18 protein-coding genes are annotated in these 19,888 nt (G+C 44.4%); 11 read left to right on the top strand and 7 right to left on the bottom strand.

Annotation, left to right across the window (positions count from 1 at the left end):
* Positions 1 to 32 precede the first annotated feature (32 nt).
* A complete protein-coding gene (locus tag KUG37_RS00780) occupies positions 33 to 806 on the bottom strand; it encodes a GH25 family lysozyme (protein ID WP_216936137.1) in 774 nt (257 codons plus the stop codon).
* A gap of 63 nt (positions 807 to 869) precedes the next feature.
* Complete coding sequence (gene mdtD, locus KUG37_RS00775) at positions 870 to 2,261, bottom strand: multidrug transporter subunit MdtD (protein WP_216936135.1); 1,392 nt, start codon at positions 2,259 to 2,261, stop codon at positions 870 to 872.
* Between the two features lie 336 nt (positions 2,262 to 2,597).
* Here mdtD and KUG37_RS00770 point away from each other — a divergent pair, with 336 nt between their 5' ends.
* Positions 2,598 to 3,572 carry a hypothetical protein gene (locus tag KUG37_RS00770; protein WP_216936132.1) on the top strand — a complete coding sequence of 325 codons (975 nt, stop codon included), beginning with the start codon at positions 2,598 to 2,600 and terminating at the stop codon, positions 3,570 to 3,572.
* A gap of 62 nt (positions 3,573 to 3,634) precedes the next feature.
* On the opposite strand, the gene KUG37_RS00765 is transcribed toward KUG37_RS00770, so the two are convergent.
* A complete protein-coding gene (locus tag KUG37_RS00765; protein ID WP_216936130.1) occupies positions 3,635 to 4,255 on the bottom strand; it encodes a TIGR00730 family Rossman fold protein in 621 nt (206 codons plus the stop codon).
* 334 nt (positions 4,256 to 4,589) lie between these two features.
* Here KUG37_RS00765 and KUG37_RS00760 point away from each other — a divergent pair, with 334 nt between their 5' ends.
* The 6 genes from KUG37_RS00760 to KUG37_RS00735 all read left to right on the top strand — a co-directional run bounded on the left by KUG37_RS00760 (position 4,590) and on the right by KUG37_RS00735 (position 13,073).
* Entirely contained in the window at positions 4,590 to 6,167 is a 1,578-nt protein-coding gene (locus KUG37_RS00760) for a TerC family protein (protein ID WP_216936128.1), read from the top strand.
* 73 nt (positions 6,168 to 6,240) lie between these two features.
* Complete coding sequence (locus KUG37_RS00755; protein WP_216936125.1) at positions 6,241 to 6,705, top strand: YchJ family protein; 465 nt, start codon at positions 6,241 to 6,243, stop codon at positions 6,703 to 6,705.
* Positions 6,706 to 6,766: 61 nt separating this feature from the next.
* Positions 6,767 to 7,411 carry a trimeric intracellular cation channel family protein gene (locus KUG37_RS00750; RefSeq protein ID WP_216936122.1) on the top strand — a complete coding sequence of 215 codons (645 nt, stop codon included), beginning with the start codon at positions 6,767 to 6,769 and terminating at the stop codon, positions 7,409 to 7,411.
* 129 nt (positions 7,412 to 7,540) lie between these two features.
* Positions 7,541 to 8,860 carry an MFS transporter gene (locus KUG37_RS00745; RefSeq protein ID WP_216936120.1) on the top strand — a complete coding sequence of 440 codons (1,320 nt, stop codon included), beginning with the start codon at positions 7,541 to 7,543 and terminating at the stop codon, positions 8,858 to 8,860.
* Between the two features lie 165 nt (positions 8,861 to 9,025).
* On the top strand, positions 9,026 to 11,245 hold the full coding sequence (gene parC / locus KUG37_RS00740) for a DNA topoisomerase IV subunit A (protein WP_216936118.1): 2,220 nt from the start codon (positions 9,026 to 9,028) through the stop codon (positions 11,243 to 11,245).
* Between the two features lie 151 nt (positions 11,246 to 11,396).
* Positions 11,397 to 13,073 carry an AMP-binding protein gene (locus tag KUG37_RS00735; protein WP_216936116.1) on the top strand — a complete coding sequence of 559 codons (1,677 nt, stop codon included), beginning with the start codon at positions 11,397 to 11,399 and terminating at the stop codon, positions 13,071 to 13,073.
* Positions 13,074 to 13,122: 49 nt separating this feature from the next.
* On the opposite strand, the gene KUG37_RS00730 is transcribed toward KUG37_RS00735, so the two are convergent.
* Positions 13,123 to 13,503, bottom strand: a complete 381-nt coding sequence (locus tag KUG37_RS00730) for a hypothetical protein (RefSeq protein ID WP_216936114.1) — start codon at positions 13,501 to 13,503, stop codon at positions 13,123 to 13,125.
* Between the two features lie 99 nt (positions 13,504 to 13,602).
* Here KUG37_RS00730 and KUG37_RS00725 point away from each other — a divergent pair, with 99 nt between their 5' ends.
* Positions 13,603 to 14,001 carry an MAPEG family protein gene (locus KUG37_RS00725; protein ID WP_216936112.1) on the top strand — a complete coding sequence of 133 codons (399 nt, stop codon included), beginning with the start codon at positions 13,603 to 13,605 and terminating at the stop codon, positions 13,999 to 14,001.
* 119 nt (positions 14,002 to 14,120) lie between these two features.
* Positions 14,121 to 14,657, top strand: coding sequence for an inorganic diphosphatase (gene ppa / locus KUG37_RS00720; protein ID WP_216936110.1), 537 nt, complete (start codon positions 14,121 to 14,123; stop codon positions 14,655 to 14,657).
* A 94-nt stretch (positions 14,658 to 14,751) separates the two neighbouring features.
* Here ppa and KUG37_RS00715 read toward each other — a convergent pair whose 3' ends face one another.
* Positions 14,752 to 16,068, bottom strand: a complete 1,317-nt coding sequence (locus tag KUG37_RS00715; RefSeq protein WP_216936108.1) for an OprD family outer membrane porin — start codon at positions 16,066 to 16,068, stop codon at positions 14,752 to 14,754.
* Positions 16,069 to 16,667: 599 nt separating this feature from the next.
* On the opposite strand from KUG37_RS00715, the gene KUG37_RS00710 reads away from it, so the two are divergent.
* The gene (locus tag KUG37_RS00710; protein WP_216936107.1) at positions 16,668 to 17,396 is read left to right on the top strand and encodes a TorF family putative porin; all 729 of its coding nucleotides are present in this window, start codon (positions 16,668 to 16,670) and stop codon (positions 17,394 to 17,396) included.
* A gap of 45 nt (positions 17,397 to 17,441) precedes the next feature.
* Here KUG37_RS00710 and KUG37_RS00705 read toward each other — a convergent pair whose 3' ends face one another.
* Positions 17,442 to 18,932 carry a YifB family Mg chelatase-like AAA ATPase gene (locus tag KUG37_RS00705; protein ID WP_216936105.1) on the bottom strand — a complete coding sequence of 497 codons (1,491 nt, stop codon included), beginning with the start codon at positions 18,930 to 18,932 and terminating at the stop codon, positions 17,442 to 17,444.
* A 66-nt stretch (positions 18,933 to 18,998) separates the two neighbouring features.
* On the bottom strand, positions 18,999 to 19,226 hold the full coding sequence (locus KUG37_RS00700) for an accessory factor UbiK family protein (RefSeq protein WP_216936103.1): 228 nt from the start codon (positions 19,224 to 19,226) through the stop codon (positions 18,999 to 19,001).
* Positions 19,227 to 19,503: 277 nt separating this feature from the next.
* Here KUG37_RS00700 and glnK point away from each other — a divergent pair, with 277 nt between their 5' ends.
* A complete protein-coding gene (glnK, locus tag KUG37_RS00695; protein ID WP_005094485.1) occupies positions 19,504 to 19,842 on the top strand; it encodes a P-II family nitrogen regulator in 339 nt (112 codons plus the stop codon).
* The last annotated feature ends 46 nt before the right edge of the window (positions 19,843 to 19,888 follow it).

Raw genomic sequence — 19,888 nt, 5'->3', positions numbered from 1 at the left:
TTTACATAGTGCGTGTTTTCAGGCAATGAACCTTATTTGACCTGATCCTGAGGTACCGCAATCGCATTCTTCTGGAGAAAATCCAGCCACTGCCGTTCTGAGCCATAAAATACATTCAAGTCTACAGGTGTTGTAATTCCGGGAATTTTTCCCTGACTGGTATGTTGCCAGAACAGCCATTCTGGCTGATCTTTTAAATCAGGCAGACCCTTGTATTCACGTACCCAGAGCGGTGTTTCGGGGAAATGTCCAGCCAGTACAATATTATAGAAAGCTTTAGAAATATAGAAAATCGGCTGCTTGCCATAATGTTTTTTCAGGGTATCGTGCATGATCTGAATTTCGTTTAAGAGCTGCTCTTTAGAGTAAGTATTAATGCAATTGCTGTCATATTCCAGATCAATCACCGGGGGTAGGGCATCAGCTTTATTGGGTACGGAATCAATAAAGTTCTGCGCCTGAATGCTACCATCGCGACAGAGCCGGTAGAAATGATAGGCACCAACCAGAAAGCCGCGTTCCCGAGCCTTGAGCCAGTTTTGCTGAAAACGGGTATCTTTAAAATCACCACCTTCAGTGGCTTTCAGATAAACAAAACGGTATTTTTCAGGTGAAATCTGCTGCCACTGAATCTCTTTTTGATGATGCGATACATCGAAGCCCTGAACCGGATAATCGGCTGCCTGGGCAGAGGGTACTTTAATCAGGCATAGATAGATCATGGCAGTAATGATCAGGGTGATCAGAACGCCAAGCCCAATCAAGAGTGGCTTGCTATATCCGCTCGGAGCCTGATTTTTTTGCATGTTTAATCCTGATCTTCATTTGATTTAGCTTAAAAGCCACACAGTCCGAAGTTCATTATCGCATCAGACGGGGGTGTTTTTCGGAATATGCCAGAAAATATAGGCCGCAATAATATTGATGCAGCCCAAACAGATCAGTGCCATATGAAAAGCAGCCACCAGATTGTCAGCGCCGTAATAGGCACTCAGCATATTGACCAGTGTACTGGCCAGTGCCACTCCGATACTCATCGATAGCATCATGATCATCGACAGGAAGCTGTTGCCGCTACTGGCATCCTGCTGGCTTAAATCCTTTAAAGTCAGGGTGTTCATGGAAACGAATTGCAGTGAATTCAGAACCCCGAAAATAAAGAAATGCATGGTTCTTAACCAGAGCGGGGTATCTGCTGTCGTCAGGGAAAAACTGGCGATACACAGACCAACCAACAGGGTATTGACCAACAAGACACGACGATATCCGAAGCGCTGAACAATACTACGGATAATCGGTTTGGAGGCCAGGGAGCCGAGCACAGTTGGAATCATCAGCAAGCCGGTCACAAAGGGTTCAAAACCAAATGCCACCTGCAACATTAAAGGCAATAAAAATGGAATCGAGTTACCGCCCAGACGCGCAAAAAAATTACCCAGAATTCCGATCGAATAAATTTTATTCTTAAACAGTTTACTACGGAATAATGCATTCTGATGAGTGTGAGAATGATAGGCATAGATAAGCGAAGCTACCAATCCAGCCAGAATCAGGGCCAGACTCCACCAGAGCGGATGTTGTGGACTGGCAAAATTTTCAATACCAAGACATAGCGATACCATAGCGATGATGAGCAGTATAAAACCGCTAAAATCAAAACGCGCTACCGTAGGTTCAAGCACATTGGGCATGGCTTTAAGGGTAATCAGGGCACCCAGGATGCCAATCGGTAAATTAATCAGGAAAATCCAGCGCACGGAGATATATTCGACCATCCATCCGCCTAAGGTCGGTCCAATCAGCGGACCGATCAGTCCGGCTAGGCTCATTAGGCTCATGGCAGCCAAGAACTGCGTTCGCGGAATAATCTTCAGCATCGCCAGTCGACCAACCGGTAGCAAAAAGGCGCCCCCTATACCCTGAAATACCCGATAGACCAGTAATTCATTCAGACTTTCAGCCCAGGCGCAGCCTAACGATGCCAGAGAAAAAATGATAATGGCAGCAAAATAGATGTTTCTGACCCCAAAACGGTCTGCCAGCCAGCCACTCAAGGGAATACAGGCCGCCACTGACAGGACATAAGCCACGACCACACCGTGCATCCGCAGCGGATCTTCCTGCAAATTATGGGCAATCGCTGGCAGGGCCGTATTGATAATGGTACTGTCCAGCCCCTGCATAAAAAAGCCGATCGATACCAACAAGACCAGCAGTCTGAATTCAGGATCTAGGGCTTGATGCGTAGGCGTGGCATTCATAATTCTGGAAAGCTGAAAATTTTTAATAGTTTAAAGGAATCAGCCGAGTCTGTCGTATATAAAGCGTGTCAACTTTTATAGCCTAGTGTGTCAAGGAGCTGCAAGCCATCTGTTATGGGGTTGCCATGCTCTGGTTATAAAGTTGGTCATAAAGTCATTGGTATCAATTAACGCTAAGCTAAATCAAAAATGCTTAGATTCAGGACACTTCGGTGCTCTTTTTTGAAAGATGGCCGCATATATGACAGTCTTGTCATTAAAATGAAATAAAACCGTCATAATCTTGGGCTAACTTTTCAGCAGTGCTGAAATCTCCTCGCGTATAGGTTTGTTTTTATGACAATCGAGATTTTGATGGTAATCGGCTTCTGTTTAGCCGCTTATTCTATTGTCGGAAATGATGTGCCTCAAACCTTAGGGACCTTTATTTCTTCGAATTCACATCGTCCATGGTGGGTGTTGTGGATTTATATCAGCTCAATTTTAATTGTCGTATTGGTCTATGGTTGGTATGCATCCGGGGTGGGTGATGCCTCATACGGCCGTTTAGAAACGATTCCTTTCCCTGAGGGCGGCATTACCTGGCTGTACATTGTGCCGCCTGTTCTCCTGTTAATGCTGACCAGATACGGGATTCCAGTCAGTACCACCTTCCTGGTCCTTACGATTTTCTCTCCTGCTAGTCTAGGCTCGATGATGGTCAAATCGATGATGGGCTATGCGGTGGCCTTTGTGGTGGCGATTGTCATCTATCGGTTTGTGGTCAAGCAGCTGGCACGACATTTCGCCAAGACGCGTCATGAGCCGCATTCAAATGTCTGGATGGGCCTGCAGTGGGTATCTACCGGTTTTCTGTGGAGCCAATGGCTGATTCAGGATCTGGCTAACATCTTCGTGTATGTGCCGCGTCAGGTTCCGTTTGAATTCCTGCTGTTTGCCATTACGGTATTTGTGGTCTTGCTGGGCGTCATTCTGTATCAACGTGGTGGGGCAATCCAGAAAATTGTCGATACCAAAACTGGTGTGACCGACATTCGTGCTGCGACGATTATCGACTTCCTATATGCCATTATCCTGTTGATCTTTAAAGAATGGAGCAATATCCCAATGAGTACTACCTGGGTGTTCCTGGGCTTACTCGCAGGTCGTGAATTTGCCATGTCGATGATCCTGGATGAAGTCAATAAACACCGTACTTCTCGCAATGTCAGCGCAGATGCCATGAAACTGATGTTTGGTTTGGCCTTGTCGGTGATTTTGGCGACGACTTTGCCGATGTTCTATGACTTTGTGACTCATTATGGTCAATAAGTAAAATTGAGAGTCCATAAAAAAGCGAGCCAGGTGCTCGCTTTTTTATTTATTGTAAAGCTTTAGACCACAAATCTTTGCGGATGGCCTAAATTGGCGAGGGCCGTATAAATTTCTTCTTCATGTGCAGAAATAATCAGTTTGGCACGGTGCTGCGGCGGTAAAAACCCATCTTCAACAGCACGGTCCAGCTGGGCAATCAAGGCATTATAGAAACCATTCACGTTATACAGCATCATCGGTTTCTGGTGCTGGTTCAGCTGGCCCCAGGTGGCAATTTCCAGAATTTCCTCAAAGGTACCCAGACCACCTGGCAAGGCGACAAAGGCACAGGCCCGTTCAGCCATCATGGCCTTGCGTTGATGCATGCTGGTGACCACATGTAACTCGGTTAGCTGATTATGGGCAATTTCATAGTCCAGCATAAATTCGGGAATTACCCCAACAACTTCACCACCATGCTGGATCATGGCATCCGCGACCTGTCCCATCAGGCCAATACTGGCGCCCCCGTAGACCAGCCCAAAGCCTTGTTCTGCCAGTCCTTGCGAGAGTTGAATGGCTTTTTCCAAATAAACCGGTTTGTTGCCTGCACGTGAACCACAATAGAGAGCCACTAAAGGCCGTGTTGTTTTTGGGGAGTTGTCTTTAAAATAATCTGTCATTTGAATTACGCTTTGCATTTATTTTCTTCACCTTATCATTTTTCTTTCTCGTGACTCTAGCTTAATTAATAAATATGACAATTCTGTGAGTAGCTGCATTTTCACTGCATTATAGCCAAGCAAAATTCATCGACAAACAGCCATGAAAACAGGTGAATTTCGATTTGATCTTGATATACTGAAAATTGGTTTCACAACAATAGAACGAAAATGGGTAGTGGTAGTTGGCCGTGTAACGCTATAAATCGCCATCAAATAATTGATATTATTCAAAATATCGAAAATATTATGCTGTTTCATTGCAGCCTCAGTTCATTCAGTGCAGCAGTCCTGAGTCTCAGGAGCCAAGCGTATGATTTTTGAATGGATGTCGGACCCTGCAGCCTGGGTCGGTTTACTCACATTAATTGTTCTTGAGATTGTACTCGGGATCGACAATCTGGTTTTTATTGCCATTCTGGCGGAAAAACTCCCACCAGAACAACGTAATGCTGCACGGATCGTGGGCTTAATGCTGGCCCTGGTGATGCGTTTGATCTTGCTGGCTTCGATCGCCTGGGTGGTGACCCTCACCGATCCATTGTTCCACATCTTCGATCATGCTTTCTCGGGCCGGGATCTGATTCTAGTGTTTGGTGGGGTATTCCTGCTGTTCAAGGGCACCATGGAACTGCATGAGCGTCTGGAAGCCAAACCTGTCATCAAGGAAGAAAATCCGGTCCATGCGGTATTCTGGATGGTCATTGTCCAGATCGTGGTGCTGGATGCCGTATTCTCATTGGACAGCGTGATTACTGCGGTCGGCATGGTCAAAGACCTGTCAGTCATGATGATTGCCGTGATTATTGCCATCGGGATTATGCTCTGGGCATCCAAGGCCTTGATGGATTTCGTCAATAGGCATCCGACCGTGGTGATTCTGTGTCTGGGCTTCCTGATGATGATCGGTTTCTCGCTGGTGGTAGAAGGCTTCGGTTTCCATATTCCGAAAGGCTATCTCTATGCTGCGATTGGTTTCTCGGTCATCGTCGAATTTATTAACCAGACCATGAAACGCAATCAGGAAAAAATGGTGACCACCACGGATATGCGCTACCGTACTGCTTCAGCTGTGATGCGGATGCTCGGTGGTAAACCTGCTCAGGACAATGATTCTTCTGAGCCGGAAGATGTTCTGGCAACCCGTGCCTTTGCTGATGAAGTCTTTAATGATGACAACGGCATCTACCATAGTGTCATGGTGCAAGGGGTGTTGGGTCTGTCTGAACGCCCGGTCAAGTCAGTGATGACGCCACGTCCTGAACTGGAATGGATTGATCTGGACAATGATGCTGACAGTATCAAAGAACAGTTATTGCAGATGAGCCATTCACGTCTGATCATCGCACGTGGGGAACTGGACAATATTGCCGGTGTGGTACTGACCCATAAGGTCCTGAACGAATATATTGAAACCGGAGTGCTGGATTTTGAAAAGCATTTACGTGACCCAGTCATCGTGCATGAAAATGCCCAGGTCTTGATGGTAATGGAACAATTGCGTCAAGCCCCGCTGCAACTGGCAATTGTCCTCAATGAATATGGTTCGATTGAAGGGATTGCTACGCCAATTGATATCCTTGAAGCGATTGCCGGTGAATTTCCGGATGAAGATGAGTTGCAAGCTGCCGCAGAAAGCCTGGAAGATGGCAGCCTGATTCTGGATGGTTCCACCGATATTCGTCATGTTTCGTTGCTGCTGGATCGTGATTTGGTCAATGAAACTGAGGAATATTCAACCTTGTCTGGCTATGTGTTATTCCATATGGCACGCTTACCGCATAGCGGTGAAAAGTTTGAAGCAGACGGGCATATCTTTGAGGTTGTAACCATGGACGGTCACAAGATCGATAAGGTACATATCATTCCACAGCTTCCTGCACAGGACTAGACTGTAACCAGCGTTGGGTCGGTAAAGTTTGCTAAAATAGCCCGCATTGTCGGGCTATTTTTATGGAACTGAAATGTCAGAAGCATGTCCATGTGGACAAGGCGAATATCATAGCTGTTGTCAGCCCCTGCATGCAGGTCAGCAGATCGCAGAGACTGCGCAGCAACTCATGCGTTCCCGTTATAGTGCCTTCGCCAGGCATGAAATTGATTACATCAAAACCACTACCGCACTGGGGCAACAACAGGCACTGGATCTGCAAGCAATTAGCGATTGGAGCAAAGCCAATCAGTGGTTAAAGCTTGAGATTGTTCAGGCCAATGAAAAACTGGATAAAAATCATGCTTTGGTCGAGTTTAAGGCGCATTATCATGATGGCAAGCAGCTGCAAGTCCATCATGAAGCTTCGCATTTTGTGAAGTTTGAAGGTCGCTGGTATTTCCTGGATCCGACCACAGATCAGAAACTCGGCATGAAACAGGCCTGCATTTGTGGCTCCAGAAAAAAATTTAAGCAATGTTGTGCTGGATTTTTATAACTTTCACATAGATTTAGCTTAGAATAGCCGCCATCTCAAAGCATCAGGTGGAAGCAGGGCGATGTTACTGACTGTCATCTATATTGTTGCAATTACCGCTGAAGCCATGACCGGGGCACTGTCTGCTGGCCGGCGCAGTATGGACTGGTTTGGCGTCATGATCATTGCCTGTGTCACGGCACTCGGTGGTGGTTCGGTCCGCGATGTCCTGCTTGGGCATTATCCTTTGACCTGGGTGAAGCATCCTGAATATCTGGTACTGACCTGTTGTGCAGCTTTCGTGACCATCCTGATTGCCAAATGGATGCGGCATTTACGTAATATCTTCCTGGTGCTGGATGCCTTAGGCCTCATTGGCTTTACCATTATTGGCTGTCAGATTGCGCTGGAAATGGGACAAGGTTTTGTCGTAAGTGCAGTAGCGGGGGTTTTGACCGGTGTTTCTGGCGGGATTTTGCGTGACATTTTATGTAATGACGTGCCTCTGGTCTTCCGCCGTGAACTGTATGCCAGTATTGCCTTTGTCTCTGTCATCTTTTACTGGTTATGTAACCACTACGGCTTGTCACAGGATGTGACCATTATTTCCACCCTGATCTTTGGTTTCAGCTTACGTCTGATTGCGATTTACTTTGGTCTGGAAATGCCAAAATTCATTTATAAAGAAGATGATGAACACTCGGCATCATCCAAAGACGAATCTTGATGTTTAAGCGTGTTGAGTGCGGCGATAAAAAGTAGTCGCATTCAGCTTAAATCGTAGTATAAAAAATATAAAGCAGCCCCCTGTTGAGAAAGCAGCGTCTCCCGTTCCACCTGATCAGAGATTTTTGTTATGGATCTAGTTTCTCGCATACAACGCTTACCGATTGGTAGGTTTCACTACACCTTGCTGGTGGTGATTGGACTGGGCTGGATGTTTGATGCGATGGATACCGGATTGATTTCCTTTATCCTTGCAAAAATGGCCGAAGACTGGCAGATGACCGCGGATCAAAAAAGCTGGGTGGTGTCGATTGGTTTTGTTGGTATGGCGGTGGGTGCGATTTGTTCAGGGGGACTGGCAGACCGTTTTGGCCGTAAAACAGTATTTGCTGTGACGCTGGTTATTTATAGTTTGGCTACAGCGGCCTGCGCTTTTGCACCGAATCTGACCTGGTTGCTGATATTTCGTTTTATCGTGGGTTTAGGTCTGGGTGGGCAGTTGCCGGTGGCTGTGACGCTGGTCAGTGAATATATTCCTGCGCATGTGCGTGGCCGTTTTATTGTGTTGCTGGAAAGTTTCTGGGGCTTGGGCTGGTTAGTTGCGGCTCTGGTTTCACGTTTTGTGATTCCTGATTTTGGCTGGCAAGCCGCCTTTCTGATCGGTGGTCTGCCGGCGCTATATGCGATTGTAATCTGGAAGATGGTACCGGAATCTATTCCATTTCTGATTAACCGTGGCCGCGTAGAAGAAGCCTCGGCACTGGTGAAAAAGATTGAGCGTCAATGTGGCGTTGAAGTTTATGAAATCTTTGAGGTGAAGCCGGTCGCAGAGAAGCAGCATATTTCATTTACCCAGTTGTGGTCTGGTGTATTTGCACGCCGTACTTTAATGCTGTGGCTGATCTGGTTCGGGATTGTTTTCTCGTATTATGGCATCTTTACCTGGTTACCAAGTTTACTGGTCAAAGAAGGCTATACCATCGTACAGTCATTTGAATATGTGCTGATTATGATTCTGGCACAGTTGCCTGGCTATCTGGTGGCAGCATGGCTGGTCGAAAAGCTGGGTCGTAAGCCTACTTTGGCAGGTTTCATCGGCATGTGTGCCATCTCGGCGTATTTCTTTGGCCAGTCGGGCAGTGTCACTGAAATTGTGATTTGGGGCTGTCTGATGTCCTTCTTTAATCTGGGTGCCTGGGGTGTGCTCTATACTTACACGCCAGAACAATATCCAACCAATATCCGTGCCTTCGGTTCAGGCTGGGCCGGTGCTGTTGGCCGGATTGGGGGCATCGCAGCCCCTTTTGCGGTGACCCATCTGATGGGCATGCCAAACGGTTTCAGCTATGTCTTCACCATGTTTACTGTGGTTCTGATTGCCGTAGCAATTGTCATCCTGATTTTAGGTGAAGAAACCAAAGGCAAGACCCTTGAATCGATGGGCTTATAAAGTTAATGAATTTTTAGTTGCTTAGGGCCTATAAAGTGGATATTTTTAGGCCATAAGACACAAATTGTCGCGCTGAGGTATTTGATGCCCTTGTGTCATCCACAGCCGCGACATAGCATAAGAAACATTGATACAAAAACGAATTATTTAGGACTATAGGTTGTTATGACAAGCCTTGCGCATCATGCGACAGAAAACCGCTCCGTAGCAGAATTTACCGAACAAGCCTACCTCAATTACGCCATGTACGTGATTATGGATCGGGCATTACCTCATATCAGTGATGGCCTGAAACCGGTACAACGCCGTATTGTCTTTGCCATGAGTGAGCTGGGTCTGAAATGGACCAGTAAACCAAAGAAATCTGCACGTACTGTGGGTGACGTACTCGGTAAATATCATCCGCATGGTGACTCGGCCTGCTATGAAGCCATGGTGCTGATGGCACAGCCATTCAGTTATCGCTATCCATTTATTGAAGGACAGGGCAACTGGGGTTCACCGGATGATCCGAAGTCTTTTGCAGCAATGCGTTATACCGAAGCCAAACTGTCTCAATACAGCGAACTGTTGCTGTCTGAACTGGGACAGGGCACCTGTGAATGGCAGGACAACTTTGACGGCTCCATGAAAGAACCGGTGAACTTGCCGGCACGTGTACCGAATATCCTGCTGAATGGTACCACCGGCATCGCAGTCGGGATGGCTACTGACATTCCACCACATAACCTGCGTGAAGTAGTCAAAGGTACCATTGCCCTGATTCGTAACCCGAATCTGACCGATGAAAAAATTACAGAATATATTCCTGCACCGGATTTGCCGACCAAAGCCGAAATTATCACGCCACCTGCTGAACTCTTGAAAATTCAGACCACAGGGCGTGGAAGCTATCGCATGCGTGCGGTATATACCATAGATAAAAACGAAATTATTATTACTGAATTGCCATATCAGGTATCAGGCTCCAAACTCATTACCCAGATTGCCGACCAGATGCAGGCCAAGAAACTGCCTTTGGTCAGCGATGTACGGGATGAATCGGATCATGTCAATCCAACCCGTTTGGTCATTGTCCTGCGTTCCAACCGCATTGATGCCGAATCAGTGATGAGTCACTTGTTTGCCACGACAGATCTGGAATCCAGCTATCGTGTCAACATGAACATGATTGGTGCAGATGGCCGTCCACAGGTGAAATCGATTCGTCGTATTTTGCTGGAATGGATTGAAATCCGTAAAACGACTGTTACTCGTCGTTTACAATATCATCTGAACAAGATCGAAAAACGCCTGCATATTCTCGGTGGTCTGATCATTGCTTATCTGAATATTGATGAAGTGATTCAGATTATTCGTGAGGAAGACCAGCCTAAACCGGTACTGATGCAGCGTTTTAATCTTGACGAGATTCAGGCCGAAGCGATTCTGGAACTGAAATTACGTCATTTAGCCAAGCTTGAAGAAATGGAAATGCGCCGTGAGCAGGAAGAGCTGGAAGCGAAAGCGGCAGTGATTCGTGAACAGCTGGCCAATCCGGAATCTTTAAAAAGCCTGATCATTGCTGAACTGAAAGATGATGCCAAGCGTTTTGGTGATGATCGCCGTTCTCCGATCGTACAGCGTGCCGAAGCTGCTGCGATTAATGAAGCTGAAATGTTGCCTGCCGATCCGGTGACAGTCGTGTTGTCAGAAGCCGGCTGGATTCGCTGTGCCAAAGGCCATGAAGTAGATGCGGAAAACCTGAATTTCCGTGCGGGTGATCAGTATTTAAGTCATGCTCAGGGCAAATCCAATCAACGGGTTTATGTGCTGGATGAGACTGGCCGTAGCTATGCCTTGGCCATCAACACGCTGCCATCTGCGCGTGGTCTCGGTGAGCCACTCAGCTCGAAACTTTCTCCTGCAAGTGGAGTGGGTTTTAAACAGGTTCTGGTGGCTGATGACGAAGCTGAAATTCTGGCAATCAGTAATAAGGGTTATGGCTTTAAAACCCAGGCCAAACAGCTGGATACCAATGCCAAAGCCGGTAAAGCCTTCCTGAATTTATCTGAAGGCGCTCAGGTCATGAACTTGCAGCCACTTGAGGATGCCACTCATGTCGCACTGCTCAGTTCAGCAGGGCGCCTGTTGATTGTCGATTTAGCAGAATTGCCGGTACTCAACAAAGGTAAAGGAAATAAATTGATACAACTTGAGGGTAGTGATCAGATTTTGTCCATGACACTATTGAAGCTTGATGAAGTAATTCAAGTGCTTGCAGGACAACAGCAGTTAAAATTAAAAGGGGATGATTTGCACAAATATATCGGTAAGCGCGGTGCAAAAGGACAGCTTTTACCACGTGGATATCAAAAAGCAAATAAACTGTTGATTCAAAGATAAGACTAGCATCCATCCTGCAAAATACGTTATATATGAACAACGATTCAACAAGATGGATGCAATATTGCACATATACAAGTCTAAAAAAGGCGTGTGATATTGAAAAAAAACAGTTGAAATACTAAGGATTATGATTGGAGAGATGGTCATTATGGAAAAAATTTGGTTTGCTGAATACCAAAAAACAGGGATTCCAGAAACAGTAGAATTACCGGCAGAGAATACTTCTCTAGTCGATATTTTTGAACGTAATTTTCAAAAATTTGGCTCGCGTGATGCCTTTATCTTTATGGATAAGGCCATGACGTTCAATGAGTTGGAAGAGGCGAGCCGTAAGTTTGCAACTTATTTACAAAGCTTAGGGTTGGCGAAAGGTTCACGTGTTGCAGTGATGATGCCAAACGTTCTTCAGTATCCGGTCGTGGCACTTGGGGTGTTCCGCGCAGGTTTGGTGCTGGTCAACGTGAATCCACTGTATACATCACGTGAACTTGAGCATCAACTGAATGACTCAGGCGCTGAAGTACTAGTAATTATCGAGAACTTTGCATCTGTTTACCAAGCGATTATGGGTAAAACGCCGGTGAAGCATGTAGTTGTGGCTTCTGTCGGTGACATGCTGGGTGCCTTGAAAGGAACACTGGTCAACTTTGTACTGCGTTCTGTGCGCAAGCAAATTCCAGCATGGGATATTCCAGGCCATGTCAAATTCAATACCGCTTTAAATAAAGTTAGCCCGAGCAATTACAAGCGTCCTGAACTGAGCCTGAGCGATACGGCCGTACTGCAATATACGGGTGGTACCACAGGTGTTTCTAAAGGTGCTGAACTGACGCACCGTAACTTGGTGGCGAACCTGTTGCAGTGTGATGGTATTTTCCAAAGTAAATTTGGTGCACAAGATGGCCAGCCAGATGACCGTATTTTCTGTGCTTTGCCGCTTTATCATATCTTTGCCTTCATGGTTTGTGCACTGTATGGTATGTATAAAGGCCAGGCTAACGTATTGATTCCGAACCCGCGTGATCTACCTGCGGTGATGAAAGAACTACGTAAATACCAACCGACTTTCTTCCCGGCAGTGAATACACTATTCAATGCGCTGGTGAACAATGAAGAGTTCAAGCAACTAGATCATAGCAAGTTGAAAATGGCTATGGGTGGCGGTATGGCGGTACTTCCTTCTACTGCAGCAGCATGGAAGAAAGTCACCGGAACCAACATTATTGAAGGTTATGGCTTGTCTGAAACGTCTCCAGTCGCTACGGCAAATCCGCCTGCATCTGAAGAATTTAGTGGCACCATTGGTATTCCGTTGCCATCAACTGAAGTCGCTATTCTAGATGATGAAGGTAATGAAGTTGCACTGGGTGAGCAGGGTGAAATTTCAATTCGTGGTCCTCAGGTCATGAAAGGCTACTGGAACCGTTCAGATGAAACTGAAAAAGTGATGGTCAATGGCTTCTTCCGTACCGGTGATATCGGTGTCATGGATTCACGTGGTTATGTGAAAATTGTAGACCGTAAGAAAGATATGATTCTAGTGTCTGGTTTTAATGTCTATCCTTCTGAGATTGAAGAAGTTTTAGCAACGCATCCAAAAGTGCTGGAAGTGGCTGCGATTGGTGTGCCAGATGAAAAATCAGGTGAAGTACCAAAACTGTTTGTGGTGAAAAAAGATCCGTCTTTAACCACAGAAGAAGTTTTGGCATTCGCTAAAGAAAACCTGACAGGTTATAAACGTCCACGTTATGTCGAATTTATAGATGAATTGCCAAAATCGAACGTAGGTAAAATCCTGCGTAAAGATTTACGTAAATCAGCCTGAATCTTGTAAGAAAAAAAAAGCGCCGTCAGGCGCTTTTTTTGATTGCTTCTTATTTTTTCATTAACCAGCGGTCAAAATAAGGACGGCCTACCCCGACTACTCCCAAGAAAATAAACATGGTGCCAAACTGGCGGGTAAATCCGGTTTGATTAAAACTGCCATAACTTAGAATATTGTCGACCAGACAATAGGCCAAAATGGCTACAACCCAATGCCATATAGGCAGGCGCTTGATGCCTACAGCATAAAAGGCAATCCATAAAAGAGCAAAGGTGAAGATCGGCGACCAGATATTCATATTGGCACAAATGACGGCCATCAAAAATGCCACAATCGGCAGCACAATTTTTAATACGCGATCCACTTGACGTTGATGCTGGCGTTGTTTCTCGAGGACATCGAACATTTCATTTTGATCAGGCGCGACCATAGTGAATCCTTAAAAGTAATAAAAAGCACTCTATTTAACAAAATTTATTCACGAAATGCCATGCTATGATAGAGATAAAATTTTCATGAGAAAAAACAGATGCACAGCATTAGTGGGATTATCTATCTCATTTTAGCCGCTTGTCTTTTGCCTTATGTGTTTACATTGATTGCGAAAAAAACCGCAGGCTTTAGCGTAAAAGACAATCAGAATCCACGAGAGTTTCTGGCAAAATCGACAGGGCTCTCGAGCCGTGCCAATGCGGTTCAGCAAAATAGTTTTGAAAGTTTACCCTTATTTATTGCTGCGATCTTGATGGCAGAATACATGGTGGTGCCACAAGGTCTGGTCATGACTTTTGGTATTGCTTATCTGGTTTTTCGTGTGTTATACGGAATCTGCTATCTGGCCAACTGGGCGACTTTACGTTCGATCGTATGGCTGCTTTCATTATTGTGTCCTGTGGCTTTGTTGCTGCTGATTATCAAGATTATTTAGGTGACAAGAACAGTAAGTGGACATATTTACGGTCTAATATTTTAAAACCAAAAAATATCTTTAAAAACCGTTATAATTGTCGCGGTTTTTAAAGATATAACTTGTTAAAGAGTGATGCTATGAGCTACAGCAATATCCCAGCGGGTAAAGATGCGCCAAACGATATCTATGTGATCATCGAAATTCCTGCAAATGCAGCACCAATCAAATACGAAATCGATAAAGATTCTGATGCGTTATTTGTAGACCGTTTCATGGGTACAGCAATGTTCTACCCAGCAAACTACGGTTATGTACCAAATACACTTTCGCTTGATGGTGATCCATTAGACGTACTGGTGGTAACTCCACATCCAGTAGAGCCAGGTTCTGTGATTCGTTGCCGTCCTGTCGGTAAATTGAACATGGAAGATGACGGCGGTGTTGATGCGAAACTGGTTGCAGTTCCACACGACAAACTGACTCCAATCTACAAAGATGTTCAGGAATATACTGATCTTCCTCCATTATTGATCAGCCAGATCGAACATTTCTTCCAGCACTACAAAGATCTTGAACCAGGCAAATGGGTCAAGCTCAGTGGCTGGGAAGGTGCGGATGTTGCGAAACAAGAAGTGATGAGCTCAATCGAAGCTTATGCAGAAGCAAATCAATAATTGCTTTGTGCCGTTTAGGCTTTAAAAATTTAAAAGCCTGGAATAAAAAACCTGCACATTGTGCAGGTTTTTTATGACTTAAAGTTCGAGTGAATTAGAATAATTTCACAGGAATGTCTAGCCAAATACGCCATTCGTTGGTATCACCAATATAGCTAGATTGGTAGTCATCACTCGCACGGTAGTAAGAGTGACGTAAACGTAAGCTTGCATCTTTCAGATGACCGGATTGAACTGTATATTTAACCTGGTTAAAGAACTCGTGTTCCTGAGCATCACTGGTGATTAGTTCAGAGCGGTTATTCGGGTTCGCAACATGGATATCCCAGCCATAGACAAAAGCAGTTGTCCAGTTTAGACCTGGAATGCCATGATTTTTAAAGTTATAGCTGTACTGCAGCTGAGCAGATTTTTCCTTATTGCCAATAAAGTCGGAAAGGTAAGAGTTTGGTAGATACATACTCTGACCTCCATCAGCATTTTCACCATAATCATAGCCAACATTGCCGGAGTTTTGTTGGTAAGCCAGCATGATGTTATGCACATCTTTATGATAGGCGCTTGAAACTGCCCAAATCGTATTATGACGGTCTGCCAGATCAGTTGTTGTCTGAGAGTAGGTATCAGCATCCTTGTCAAATTTGGTATGATATCCACTCAAGTCCAGGGTTAAAGATGCATCGTCTTTCAAGTCATGGGTAGAGTTGACACTCGCATAATGACGTTCCAGTTTGTCTTCAACATCCACCCCATAATAAGAAGAATTGAGATGATCATTAAAATCGTATTTTGCACCCCAAACCACTGCACTTTTCAGATGACGGCCATCAGTGCTAAGTTGATCTGAATATTGGTCTTTCGTGAATTTACCCGCTGTAAGCTTCAGCTTGTCTATTTCGTTACTTGTGACCAAGACACCGGTAAAATACTCGGGCACCAGGCGTGCAGTATTACTTGCAAGTACAGGAATATCAAGAACCTGGGTTCCATAAGTAGCTGTAGTATTCGAGACACGTGCTTTCACATACGCACCACCTCGTGCCCAGGTACTATAAGGATCCACACGACCTTGAGCATCTTTGGCACCATTATTATGCAATGGAATCATGTTATTACCCGCGTGTGCATTTTTGCCTATCTTGAAAGATGCATCACCGATAATACCTGCACCAAACCCGACAACACCTTTAGTAAAGCCAGAGTCTAGTTTTACTATCGCCGTTTGTGCAGATGAGCGTGTATCAGCTACAGCATTCTTTTTGTCACGGCTTAGAAAACCGGTGCGGAATAAAACCGTACCTTCAGCACCTTCGACCAAACCTTTAGCTTCAGCTTGTTCATTGGCATAAACAGATGACACCAAAGCAGCTTGAATCAAAACTACCAATGTTAATTTTTTTATATTTTGCATGGGGAGATAGCCTTATACAAATTAAGAGGGAATTTTTAAGAATTGTATAAGAATTGCTAAAAAAAATGTCATTTTTTATGGGGGATATTTTATTAAAGTTAGGTTTTTTTTAACTCAAATTTACAAATAGCAAGGATTTGAGCGAGTTGATTTATAACCTTTTGGTAAAAAAATAATATAAACAAAAGTCTATTGGAAGATGAAAAGTCCTTTTGGTGAGATGGTGAAATAAGGATGATCAAATTTTCTATTTTGTAACATGTAAAAACTATGGTCAAAAATTACGCACTGTTTTTTGGCACAAATTTTAGTCATTCTAAAAACAGGATCAAAATGGGGCAAGTTGTAAATAACTATGTATAAGCATAAAAAAACTGGGGCAATGCGCTCAAATGTATTTAGCCCAGAAAAAGTCTATACAACTCTTTTTTCAATAATCTATATTTTAATTTAAAAACAATATCTTATCTTTTAACTATCTTTTTGGATTTATTATTTTTCTTCCTTTTATCCAGATTGGCATAGCTCTTGCAAATTTTGAGCTTGAGTTTAATCAATGACCATAAAAAACGTCTCAGACGATCTGGGGGAGTTACACAATGAAATTAACATTAAAAGTCTTATCTCTTGCTTTATTGGGCGCCGCATCTTCTTTTACTTTTGCTGAGGAACCTGCTGCTGAACATACAGTATCTGGAAATATCAGCGTACTTTCAAGCTATAACCTACGTGGTATTACCAATACTCCAGAAAATAAAAATGCTACGTTACAAGGTGGTCTGGATTACAATCATGCATCTGGTTTCTATGCTGGCTGGTGGGGTTCGACATTAGACTATGGCGATGATTTGCCAAATGCCTTTGAAAATGACTTCTATGCGGGTTATAACGGTTCCATTAATGAGGACTGGGGTTATACCGCTGGTTTAACTTATTATTACTATTATGATATTGGCAATACAGGTTCAAATGGTTTTGAAACCATGCTGGGTCTGACTTACCAAGATTTTGGTCTTACTGCTCAAACATTACTTGAAGATCTTGATTGGGGTAATGCAGGGGATACTTATCTAAAAGGAACCTATAGCTATGCATTGCCAAAAGATTTTAGCCTAGATACTGCTCTTGGCTTATATATTTATGCAAAAGATGGGGACATAAAAGGTACAGAAAACAGTTTCGGTTTTCGTCACTTTGATATCGGTCTAAGCAAGCCACTTGCTGATACAGGTATCACCGCGAGCATGAACTATATTTTTGGTGGTTATAACCGTTTTGAAGATAAACAAAAGAATAAAGTGGTGTTTGGTCTAGGCTATAGCTTCTAATTTTTTGGTTTAAAAAAAGCGACCTGAGGTCGCTTTTTTTATGTCCTAAATCTGCTGCTGCCCGCGATAAGACAGGGCTTCTGACAGATGCTGGCTCTGAATATCGGGACTTTGATTTAAATCGGCAATGGTGCGTGCGACACGCAAAACCCGATGATAGCCGCGTGCTGATAAATTGAGTTTTTGCTGTGCCAGTTCAAGCATATTCTGAGCAGACTGATCTAATGCAGCATATTGCTCTAACTGCTTTGGGCTCAGACTCATATTCAAGACATTTTGTCGTTGCATTTGAATCTCATAAGCCGCTATTACGCGGTGTCTGACCGTTTCAGAATTTTCTGTAGGTCGATTGTCCTGTAGCTCATGCGCCTGTAAGGGCGGGACATCAATATGCAAATCAATCCGATCCAGCAGGGGGCCTGAAATCCGGTTCTGATAGCGCTTAATACTGTCAGGCGAACACTGGCAGCGAATATCCTGATTAAAGGCATAGCCGCATGGGCAGGGATTCATGGCAGCCACCAGCTGAAAATTGGCCGGAAAGGTGATCTGGCGTGATGCCCGGGAAATCACAATTTCTTTGGCTTCTAAAGGCTGGCGTAAAACTTCTAATACTTTACGGTCGAATTCAGGCAGCTCATCCAGAAATAACACACCTAAATGTGCCAGGGTGATTTCTCCTGGCTTGGGGTGTGAGCCACCGCCGACCAGTGCTACAGCGGAAGCGGTATGATGCGGTGCCCGAAATGGTCGTTGCCCAAAAGGATGATTGGCATTTGCCACTGAATAAATACTGGCGACTTCTAAGTTTTCCTGAGTTTTTAAGGGCGGCAGAATACTGGCCAATCGAGAAGCCAGCAAAGTCTTTCCTGTTCCAGGTGGGCCTCGAAACAGCAGGGAATGACCGCCCGCTGCTGCAATTTCTAATGCTCGCCGTGGCCGTAATTGACCTTTTACATCGGCAAGATCGAATTTATAAAAATGGTCTGTATCAAGTGGACTGGCTTCTATTTGCGGCAAGCGCTGCGTTTGGGAAAGATGTTCACACACTTCTTTTAAATGATTGGCAGCAAAGACTTTAAAGTCTGGGAGCTGACAGGCTTCCTGAGCATTTTCCCCAGGTAGAATCAGTTCATGCTGTGACTGCTGGCAGGCAATCGCAATACTGAGTGTGCCAGTGACAGGGCGTAATTGACCATCGAGGGCCAATTCTCCAATAAACTCAAGATGATCGGTGCAGTTTTCCGGAAGTTGCCCGGAGGCCATTAAGATACCCAAGGCAATCGGCAAGTCCAGACGCGAACCATCTTTCGGCAGATCTGCAGGGGCAAGATTAATCGTCAGACGTTTGGTCGGAAACTGAAAACCGCTATTCAAAATGGCAGAACGGACCCGGTCTTTACTTTCCCGTACCGCAGCTTCGGGAAGCCCCACTATGGTGAGGGAAGGCATACCCGAACTGACATGAACCTCGACTTCAATTAAAGGCGCATGCAGGCCAAGCAAGCCTCGCGTATAAATTTTGGCAAAAGACATTATTATTGTTCCAATTTGGTGCATTATTTTTATAGGTCTGGGATCTTTTGTGCACTGTACTTGTGCTTATTTTTTGTTCGAAATTTTCTCTTCTAATGCCTCCACCTGTTTCAGCAAATCATTTAAGCGATGATTGGCATTATTCAGGGCAGTGCGTTGACGTTCAATTTCTTCTTTAGACACCAAATCCATTTTGGTCACAGCTTCATTCAAAAGGGCGCGAATATTATGTTCCAAATCTTTCTTCGGTTGTTCGACTTGCTGCAAAATTGCTTGTAATAAGGTTTCAATCATTGTCTGATCCATTGCCATAGAAAGGAGCCGACAGTTTAGCATTGCTCGAATGCAGACTATAGTATTTCAGACAAAATATAGATTTATTAGATTAGAGATATTGTAAAAATCCACATAAAAAATGTCTTCTTTTTGAAGATTCAAAGGCTTTATAAGTATAAAATAAGGTATAAATAAACCACATGCCGGGCTTTCTAATTTCCCCCGACCTTAGGGATCTTGGCATGAAATTTGAACGTAAAACCTTACTGGTGAAATAAGCCGAAGGAAAACAAACATGAAGCTCGTAACTGCAATTGTAAAACCTTTCAAATTAGACGATGTTCGCGAAGCATTGTCTGAAATTGGTGTTCAAGGCATCACTGTAACTGAAGTGAAAGGCTTTGGTCGTCAAAAAGGCCATACTGAACTCTATCGTGGTGCTGAATACGTTGTAGATTTCCTACCGAAAGTCAAAATTGAAATCGCAATCAGCGATGACATGGTGGACTCAGTAATTGAATCTATTACCCGTGTGGCTAGCACTGGAAAAATCGGTGACGGAAAAATTTTCGTGACTAACTTGGAACAAGTCATCCGTATTCGTACAGGTGAAACAGGTGCAGACGCTGTCTAACTTGGCACGAAGTTTGCTGAGTACCTTATAACTCACAAAAACTTGG

The sequence above is a fragment of the Acinetobacter sp. BY419 genome (genome assembly GCF_019038395.1).
GTDB lineage: Bacteria > Pseudomonadota > Gammaproteobacteria > Pseudomonadales > Moraxellaceae > Acinetobacter.
The sequence above is the reverse complement of the archived record's forward strand: the minus strand, read 5'-3'. Positions and strand labels throughout refer to the sequence as shown.

Excerpts from the sequence above, each read along its gene's own strand:
- parC (WP_216936118.1), top strand. The coding sequence starts at position 9,026 with ATGACAAGCCTTGCGCATCATGCGACAGAAAACCGCTCCGTAGCAGAA.
- KUG37_RS00735 (WP_216936116.1), top strand. The coding sequence starts at position 11,397 with ATGGAAAAAATTTGGTTTGCTGAATACCAAAAAACAGGGATTCCAGAA.
- KUG37_RS00725 (WP_216936112.1), top strand. The coding sequence starts at position 13,603 with ATGCACAGCATTAGTGGGATTATCTATCTCATTTTAGCCGCTTGTCTT.
- KUG37_RS00760 (WP_216936128.1), top strand. The coding sequence starts at position 4,590 with ATGATTTTTGAATGGATGTCGGACCCTGCAGCCTGGGTCGGTTTACTC.
- KUG37_RS00715 (WP_216936108.1), bottom strand. The coding sequence starts at position 16,068 with ATGCAAAATATAAAAAAATTAACATTGGTAGTTTTGATTCAAGCTGCT.
- KUG37_RS00710 (WP_216936107.1), top strand. The coding sequence starts at position 16,668 with ATGAAATTAACATTAAAAGTCTTATCTCTTGCTTTATTGGGCGCCGCA.
- KUG37_RS00770 (WP_216936132.1), top strand. The coding sequence starts at position 2,598 with ATGACAATCGAGATTTTGATGGTAATCGGCTTCTGTTTAGCCGCTTAT.
- KUG37_RS00755 (WP_216936125.1), top strand. The coding sequence starts at position 6,241 with ATGTCAGAAGCATGTCCATGTGGACAAGGCGAATATCATAGCTGTTGT.
- KUG37_RS00780 (WP_216936137.1), bottom strand. The coding sequence starts at position 806 with ATGCAAAAAAATCAGGCTCCGAGCGGATATAGCAAGCCACTCTTGATT.
- KUG37_RS00705 (WP_216936105.1), bottom strand. The coding sequence starts at position 18,932 with ATGTCTTTTGCCAAAATTTATACGCGAGGCTTGCTTGGCCTGCATGCG.
- KUG37_RS00730 (WP_216936114.1), bottom strand. The coding sequence starts at position 13,503 with ATGGTCGCGCCTGATCAAAATGAAATGTTCGATGTCCTCGAGAAACAA.
- KUG37_RS00700 (WP_216936103.1), bottom strand. The coding sequence starts at position 19,226 with ATGATTGAAACCTTATTACAAGCAATTTTGCAGCAAGTCGAACAACCG.
- mdtD (WP_216936135.1), bottom strand. The coding sequence starts at position 2,261 with ATGAATGCCACGCCTACGCATCAAGCCCTAGATCCTGAATTCAGACTG.
- KUG37_RS00765 (WP_216936130.1), bottom strand. The coding sequence starts at position 4,255 with ATGCAAAGCGTAATTCAAATGACAGATTATTTTAAAGACAACTCCCCA.
- KUG37_RS00745 (WP_216936120.1), top strand. The coding sequence starts at position 7,541 with ATGGATCTAGTTTCTCGCATACAACGCTTACCGATTGGTAGGTTTCAC.
- glnK (WP_005094485.1), top strand. The coding sequence starts at position 19,504 with ATGAAGCTCGTAACTGCAATTGTAAAACCTTTCAAATTAGACGATGTT.
- KUG37_RS00750 (WP_216936122.1), top strand. The coding sequence starts at position 6,767 with ATGTTACTGACTGTCATCTATATTGTTGCAATTACCGCTGAAGCCATG.
- ppa (WP_216936110.1), top strand. The coding sequence starts at position 14,121 with ATGAGCTACAGCAATATCCCAGCGGGTAAAGATGCGCCAAACGATATC.